Origin of the sequence: Robinsoniella sp. RHS, assembly GCF_001029355.1 — a bacterium.
Classification (GTDB): domain Bacteria; phylum Bacillota; class Clostridia; order Lachnospirales; family Lachnospiraceae; genus Robinsoniella; species Robinsoniella peoriensis.
Map to the genome: position 1 here is coordinate 1 of NZ_JNGB01000133.1, position 7,666 is coordinate 7,666.

5 protein-coding genes and 2 riboswitches are annotated in these 7,666 nt (G+C 42.3%); of the genes, 1 reads left to right on the plus strand and 4 read right to left on the minus strand.

Annotated elements, in window-relative coordinates:
* The 3 genes from RHS_RS25435 to RHS_RS25450 form a co-directional block, all read right to left on the minus strand.
* On the minus strand, positions 1–1,680 hold a 1,680-nt coding region (locus RHS_RS25435), incomplete at its 3' end, for a formate--tetrahydrofolate ligase (RefSeq protein ID WP_047834763.1).
* Positions 1,681–1,926: 246 nt separating this feature from the next.
* Positions 1,927–2,019: riboswitch (THF riboswitch) on the minus strand.
* Positions 2,020–2,133: 114 nt separating this feature from the next.
* Positions 2,134–2,219: riboswitch (ZMP/ZTP riboswitch) on the minus strand.
* 72 nt (positions 2,220–2,291) lie between these two features.
* Positions 2,292–3,977, minus strand: coding sequence for a GGDEF domain-containing protein (locus tag RHS_RS25445; RefSeq protein ID WP_027296541.1), 1,686 nt, complete (start codon positions 3,975–3,977; stop codon positions 2,292–2,294).
* A 50-nt stretch (positions 3,978–4,027) separates the two neighbouring features.
* Positions 4,028–6,535, minus strand: coding sequence for an Ig-like domain-containing protein (locus RHS_RS25450; RefSeq protein WP_047834765.1), 2,508 nt, complete (start codon positions 6,533–6,535; stop codon positions 4,028–4,030).
* A 341-nt stretch (positions 6,536–6,876) separates the two neighbouring features.
* Between RHS_RS25450 and RHS_RS25455 the strand changes: the two genes are divergently transcribed.
* Complete coding sequence (locus RHS_RS25455) at positions 6,877–7,158, plus strand: GNAT family N-acetyltransferase (RefSeq protein WP_044295491.1); 282 nt, start codon at positions 6,877–6,879, stop codon at positions 7,156–7,158.
* A 45-nt stretch (positions 7,159–7,203) separates the two neighbouring features.
* Here RHS_RS25455 and RHS_RS25460 read toward each other — a convergent pair.
* Positions 7,204–7,666, minus strand: a 463-nt coding sequence (locus RHS_RS25460; protein ID WP_047834766.1) for an EAL domain-containing protein, incomplete at its 5' end; no start/stop codon positions are given.

A 7,666-nucleotide genomic window follows, 5' to 3' on the forward strand; every position in this document is an offset into this window, starting at 1 on the left:
CAATCCGGAAATCTTTCCTGTCTCGTCTACGTCGATTCTTTCTGCTGCCGGTACTTTTGGAAGTCCTGGCATGGTCATGATCTCTCCTGTGAGGGCTACGATAAAGCCTGCTCCTGCGGAGATCTTTAAGTTACGTACTGTTACTTCAAAGTCTGTCGGTGCGCCAAGCTTTGTCTGGTCATCTGTCAGACTGTACTGTGTCTTAGCAACACAGATCGGGCAGTTCCCGAATCCAAGGTTTTCCAGTTCTTTTGCCTGCTTCTGAGCATTTGCTGTGAGAACGGCTTTCTTTCCGCCATATACTTTCTGTACGATTGCATTTAATTTATCTTCGATACTTCCTTCTAATTCATAAGAATAGTGGAATTCGCTTGGCTCTTCTACCAAACGGATTACTTCTTTTGCAAGAGCTTCGCCGCCTTCACCGCCTTTTGCCCATACTTCAGAAAGTGCTACGTTTACACCAAGTTCTTTACATTTTGCTTCTACCAGGTCTAATTCAGCCTTGGTATCCGTTGGGAATGCATTGATTGCCACTACGCATGGAAGACCGTATACATTTTTGATGTTGCTTACATGTTTCAGTAAGTTTGGCATACCGTTTTCCAGTGCTTCTAAGTTTTCGTTATTCAAGTCAGCCTTTGGAACGCCGCCATTGTATTTTAATGCACGCACGGTTGCTACGATAACAACTGCGGAAGGGGTAAGCCCTGCCATACGGCATTTGATATCCAGGAATTTCTCTGCTCCAAGGTCAGCGCCGAATCCTGCTTCTGTGATTGCGTAATCACCCAGTTTTAATGCCATCTTTGTTGCAATTACAGAGTTACAGCCATGTGCGATATTGGCAAATGGTCCGCCGTGAACGATTGCAGGCACGTGTTCCAGAGTCTGAACCAGGTTTGGTTTCAGAGCATCTTTTAACAGTGCTGTCATAGCGCCCTGTGCATTTAAGTCGCCTGCGGTTACCGGTTTCTGCTCTGCAATTTTTCCATATGTATATCCAACGATAATCTTGGAAAGTCTCTCTTTTAAATCTGTGATATCTTTTGCCAGACATAATACTGCCATAATTTCAGATGCAACGGTGATATCATATCCATCTTCTCTAGGCATTCCGTTTGTCTTTCCGCCCATTCCGTCTACGATGTTACGAAGCTGGCGGTCATTCATATCCACACATCTTCTCCATGTGATCTTTCTAGGGTCGATGTTTAATGCATTGCCCTGGAAGATATGGTTATCCAGCATCGCTGCCAGTAAGTTGTTGGCTGCACCGATTGCATGGAAATCACCTGTAAAGTGAAGGTTGATGTCTTCCATCGGAACTACCTGTGCATAGCCGCCGCCTGCTGCGCCGCCCTTTACACCGAATACCGGTCCTAAAGATGGCTCACGAAGTGCAACCATAACGTTCTTGCCCAGTTTCTGTAAACCATCAGCCAGACCTACCGTAGTTGTCGTTTTTCCTTCACCTGCCGGAGTCGGGTTGATTGCTGTTACAAGAACTAATTTTCCGTTAGGAGCATCACTTTCTTTTAACAGATTGTAATCAATTTTTGCTTTGTATTTCCCGTATTGCTCAAGATATTTCTCGTCAATACCTGCTTTTGCTGCGATTTCTGTAATTGGGGACATAGTAGTCTCCTGTGCAATTTCGATGTCTGATTTGTAACCCATAGTTAAATATCTCCTTTCATATTAACCGCTTTTGCGGTGATTTACGTTATAAATTATACTACGGTCCCCGTAAGGACATGCGTCTGCCTGCCATTCTTAACCCATAAAAAAAGCAGTTGAATCATTTGCCACTCAGCAAATAACACAGCTGCCCAATATCGGGACTGCCTGCTATACTGCACAAAGAAATAGCATCTGACCATACACATTCTAAATAATATAGAAATAACAATACATCTTTTACGCAGTAGCGGGAGCGATCTTATAACGCGGAAGTCTCCTTCGTTCACCAAAAGCCTCCCCCTTTGGTGACACTTTACGTATAACATCTACTCTACTTGAACATTATTCAATTGTTAATATAGAAAGAAATAAGTCAAGCAGATTTCTTTCGGTACCGGATAGAATTCTAACACCTAAAGTGTATTAAAAAAGGGCAACATCATAGATAACAAATGCTGCCCAGACGGTCGACCTTATCATATAATTTTGATTTCCCTGTGGTACTCCACAACTATCCGTCAGTAATCAAAACCTTTGTTACGATATATATACTATAAAACAAAGTTAAAATTTTGTCAAGAATTTTGTGGATATTTCACATAAAAATGTTACAATTGATCTCCTTTATTGTTATATTCCATTTCAGGTTCAAATAGAACCACCCGGTTGCGGCCTTCAGCTTTTGCCCGGTAAAGAGCTATGTCCGCTTTTTGATAGAGACTGGTAAAGGTTGTGCCGTCTTTGGGGTACATAGCTGCCCCGATACTGGCTGATATTTCGATATCCCCATTGACCCAGCGGGCAACTCTTTTACGGAGGGTTTCCAGGCGTTTTTCAAGAGCATGGCTGTTCCCAACGTTTTTCATACAAATGACAAACTCATCTCCGCCAAGTCTTGCTATCACATCATCCGCCTTTCCGGCACTTTTTAACGTATAGGCAATTTCTTTTAAGACCTGGTCTCCGATGATATGCCCGTAAGAATCATTCAGCATTTTAAAATTATCAATGTCTACCATAACAAATCCATGGTTATGGCGTTTTTCACTTTTCACTAACATCTTTGTTACCTTTTTCACAGCCTCTGCCCTGTTCAGAACACCGGTGAGGTCATCATTTTCCAGCCGGTACTGCAGTTGGAATTCTTCTTTCTTTTTCTCATCAATGTCGTTTAAGGCCACAAATGCAATAATATCCTTAGAGTATGGGTCCTGTATCAGCTGTATGTCGCCTTCTACCCAAAAGTAATTTCCTTCCGGATTCAGACGCCGGAACTCACAATGCAGAGTTTTGATCCCTTCGCAATAGCGTTTCATCAAGTTGGCATAAGAGAACATAATCTTGTAATTTTCCTGATCTTCTTTATATATGAAGTGTTCCCATACATATGCGGCCGCTGCCGTAAAGGAAGTACGCGCACTTTTAGGGATTTCTTCTCCCATAGTCCCCTTGATATACTCCACAGTATCTCTGGTAATATTATAACGGTAATTTATTACGTTTCCCGTCAGCTGGCTTTCATAAGAACGTTTCCACCGCTCATGTTCGATCTCTTTTTCATGAGCTTTGGTCATATCTTCCATGGATATCACTGCAAAGCGCCCATCATCGGTAATCGTATAGTCATGGCGCAGCCAGACCTGACGGTTCAGTCTGTGGTTGATTTTCACAATGGTATCAGAGGCTGGGATTCCCGCTTTCATCCTTTTGAAAAACTCACGGTATTCTTCCTGGCTTTCTTCTGCCACCATTCCTTCCGTTATGAAGGTCTCCGGCATGTTTTCAATAACCTGGCGGTCAAAAAACTCCGATGATTTTTCATACAAATATAATATTTCTGTATCCAGTTCATAACGGGCTGCCATTTTCTTCGTGTGTTCCCATACAATCAAACGATATGTTTCTTCCTGCCCATACAATCCTTCGACTGCATCTTTGCGAAGGCTAAAATCCAGGCAGATACACATGATTCTGCTGGTCCGTTCACTGTCGCCTTTACATCGCAGCATAAACCAGCCGGTATCTCCATTCTTTTTCTTCATCCGAACCTCCAGCTCCAGAGTTGCAGCCGGATTGCCGGGACAGAAGCCAGCCATATTACACATTTCTTCCCAGTCTTCTTTTAACACCAGTTCCTTCATTTCAGACGGCATTTCCTGCCGTTTTTCATAACCCAGCATTGCATGAAAAGTAGTATTCACATACGTCAAAGACAGCGCCTCGTCTCCCAGAAACTCACAGACTCCTGCAGGAAGTATGTCAAATTGCGCATAATCAACTGTCTCATTCATCATTTTCGTCACATCTACTTTCTCTGTAAAATGATTCTCAGCAGAGCACTCGTTTATTTTACAGTGATTTTTATTACTTTTTTAACACCGTTACATTTTACGGTAATATTTGCCGAACCCCGTCGAAGCCCGGTTACTACACCTTTCCTGTTTACCGCAGCCACTTTGGGCTTTGAGGATTTATAAGTGATTGTTCCTTTCGGAATGGCATTTACTTTTATCGCATATGTTTTATTTTTCTTTACCTGTGCAGAAGTATGCCGCAGGTTAAGGATTGGGTCTTTTACGATTACTTTGCAGGTTTTCTTCACTTTATTTGCTGTCGCCGTAATATATGCAGTACCTTTTCGAACTGCCGTAACCTTACCCTTTTTGTCAACTTTTGCTATCCGCTTATCACTGCTGCTCCAGTTTATTTTATTACTGGCCCCCCGGATATCCGCTTTTAGAATTACAGTCTTTTTCCCAGAGGTGTAAAGCACCGTAGAGGTTCTGTTCAGGCTGACTTTCGGCTTCTTTACCGTTACTTCGCAAACTGCACTTCGCTTTCCTACTTTTGCCTTTATTTCAGCTTTCCCAACTCCCACTGCAGTAATGACACCATTTTTTACAGTAGCTACCTTTTTTTGATTACTGCTCCATGTAATCTTCCTGGAATCTGTTGTATCCGATGGATAAAAAGTTACTTTTAACTTGCTGGTCATCTTGGGTGTAAGCGTTAGTTTTGCTTTTGTCAAAACAATATGATTCAGCGGGGATTTTACTGTAATCCTGCATTGTGCGGTTAGATTCCCCACCCTGGCAGTAATTACCGTACTTCCAGCACGCAGCCCCATCACTTTTCCATTTTTATCCACAGAAGCAATTTTACTGTTTTTACTTGTCCAGGTTACTTTTTTATCAACCGTAGTATCTTCCGGAGAATAAGACACACGAAGCGTAGATGTTCCATTTTTATTTAAGGTCAGATTTGCTTTATTTAAGAAAATTTCCTCAAGCAGTGTGGTACGCGGATTAGGATTCGGAACAGCTGCATTAGCGGTAAATGCTTTGATCCGTACGCTGTAACCTTCATTATCCCCATCATACCATACATTTCCGTTCTTATTACCCACAAAGCTCTGCCCGGCTTCCGTATGGTTTGTTATATGCATATCACTGTATCTCGTATCCGACTTATCAATGTTCAAAAGTACATTTGTGCCGCTCCGATTGGTAAATGTGATAACTACGGAGAATTTTTCTCCTTTATCCAAATGCACTTTTTCTTTCAGTGGAATGGTATAATATCCGGAATAAGACACATTTCCACTTTGCTCACTGGCATAAACCGGCACGCCGCTTGCAGGATTTGTTTTATCCCTGACATTTCGATAGATCTGTATCTTATAAGATAGATTGGGTGTCTCACTCATAAAAGAGACCGCTTCCAGTATCTCTCCGTTTGCTTTCGCTGAAGCCGTTTGATAGATATTTCCGGCGCTGTATCCATTTTGTATCCTTACATAACCATCGTATATGGTACCGTCATACTGATAAATATAATCGTAATTATCCGCTGCTTCTCCTTCCATTACAAATGCATAAGAGTCGCTTCTGTTCAAATAGTTATCTTCATAAGAAATCCAGAAATATCCCTTGTCTCCCCAGGCACTGCCATAACTGTTTTTTGCCAGCCAGGCTCCGTTATTCTTTGGCTTACAACCCTCCGGAAAATTTTCCCTGCTGTACGTATCATCCCAGCCTACCAGAGTAACGGCATGATTCATGTCATCATATCCCTGATAGTTATAGGCTGCTGTACTGCGGTTAAAAAACTGCGGCTGGTATACCAGTGAAATATATGATGCACCATAATTTAAGATCCATTGCTTTACGGTTGTCCGATCCTTTGTACCAACCCATCTGGCATTTTGCAGATGCACTTTATCCTGATAGGCAATGGCATTATTTAAAGGACGGATGGATGCCGTATTTTTCGGATAAACAGATACCGATTCGTCCGCAGCTCCTGTCCAGCTGCTCATAGCCATCACTGCCCACTGGGCATTCCCGCCAAAATCCAGATACCCCTTGTCCACATTCTGCCTGAGGTAAATCTGAACCTGATCTCCTGCCGTATTCCCAAATAAATCTGCAGCCCTGTAGTATGTAAAATAACCCAGGTGCTGTTCAGATAAATCCAGTCCGGACGCACTCCATCCATCTTTAATTAAAGAAGCTTCCAGCGTTCCCTGAAATGCAAATGCCCAACAGGCTCCCCAGGGATTCTGATCCTTTACCGAAGTAATGTATCCGTTATTTCTGGAATCATAAGCTGATGGAAGCGCCATCCTTGCTCTGGGTGCCGCACCCCTCTCACTCTCCGGAATATTGTAGGGCGTCAATTCTTTTAAATCAGGCTCCAACTCCTTTTGAGCCTCGATTTCATCCTCTGTGAGCGGACGTCCCTTTATATAATCCAATCCCTTGTCTACTTCCCGGGATGCATATACCGTAACCGGAAGCTGAAATAACAAAATCAGCATTCCCAAATAAATAATCCATCTCTTTTTTAACATCTCTATCTCCACTATGTTGCTTTTCCATGTATTCTATGCTAAACTTCTGTACATAATATCTATGCCTTTGATTCATAACAATTGATCTCATTAGTGTGTTATAAAATGTTTCTGCAAGCTGTGTGCCACACATTGCATTAGATTCGCTCCAATTCAGATACTCCGCTGTGATCGGCAGGATATCTGACCCTGGCGGCAGTTTCCAGCTGAATCCCCAAGCGCATCCGTTTGGTTCGTTATCCGCAGAAAAGTGACCTGAATTTGCTGCAAATATGCCGTGCAGTGATACGCAGTTTGCAGAAATGATTTTCATAGACGCACTGGAAAGGAGTGTAATCACCATGAACTTTACGTTTCAGAAAAATCAGATTGCCTTACACAATACTACCAGCCAAAAGATGCTGGCAGAAGTTACTTTTCCGGATATAGACGAAAATACCGTTGAGGTAAACCATACCTTCGTAGATGAATCCCTGCAGGGACAGGGAATTGCCGGTCAGCTCATGCTGGCTCTGGCTGAACACCTCCGCTGTGAAAACAAAAAAGCGGTTCTCACCTGCTCCTATGCCCAGCACTGGTTTTCCAAACACCCGGAATATAATGGCCTTATAAAAGAAGAATAGCATCTTATTAAAATCTGTTCTTTCATCATGTATCATTACACGGATTTATACAAGAACCGTTTCTTTCTCTAAAAACTGTTCAAATTCTTCAGGGGGCAGGGGAGTGGAAAAAAAATATCCCTGAATATAATCACAGTCCAGGCGCTTCAATATCTCATATTGATTCCTGCCTTCCACTCCCTCTGCCACAATTTGAAACTGAAGTCCCTTTGCAATCTCAATTACATTTTTCACGATCAGAAGATAAACTTCGGATTCTGCGATCTTATCCACAAAACTTTTGTCTAATTTAATACTTTCTACCGGAAGTGTTCCGATATAACTCAGGCTGGAATATCCCGTTCCAAAATCATCTATGGCAAAAGATACCCCAAACTCGATTAACCGCCGCATAATATTTATGATATAATCAAATGAATTGATAATAATGCTTTCGGTAACCTCCAGTTGGATCAGCGCCGGATCTATATGATACTTTTGAACTACCTGTGTAACGTCATCATAAAAA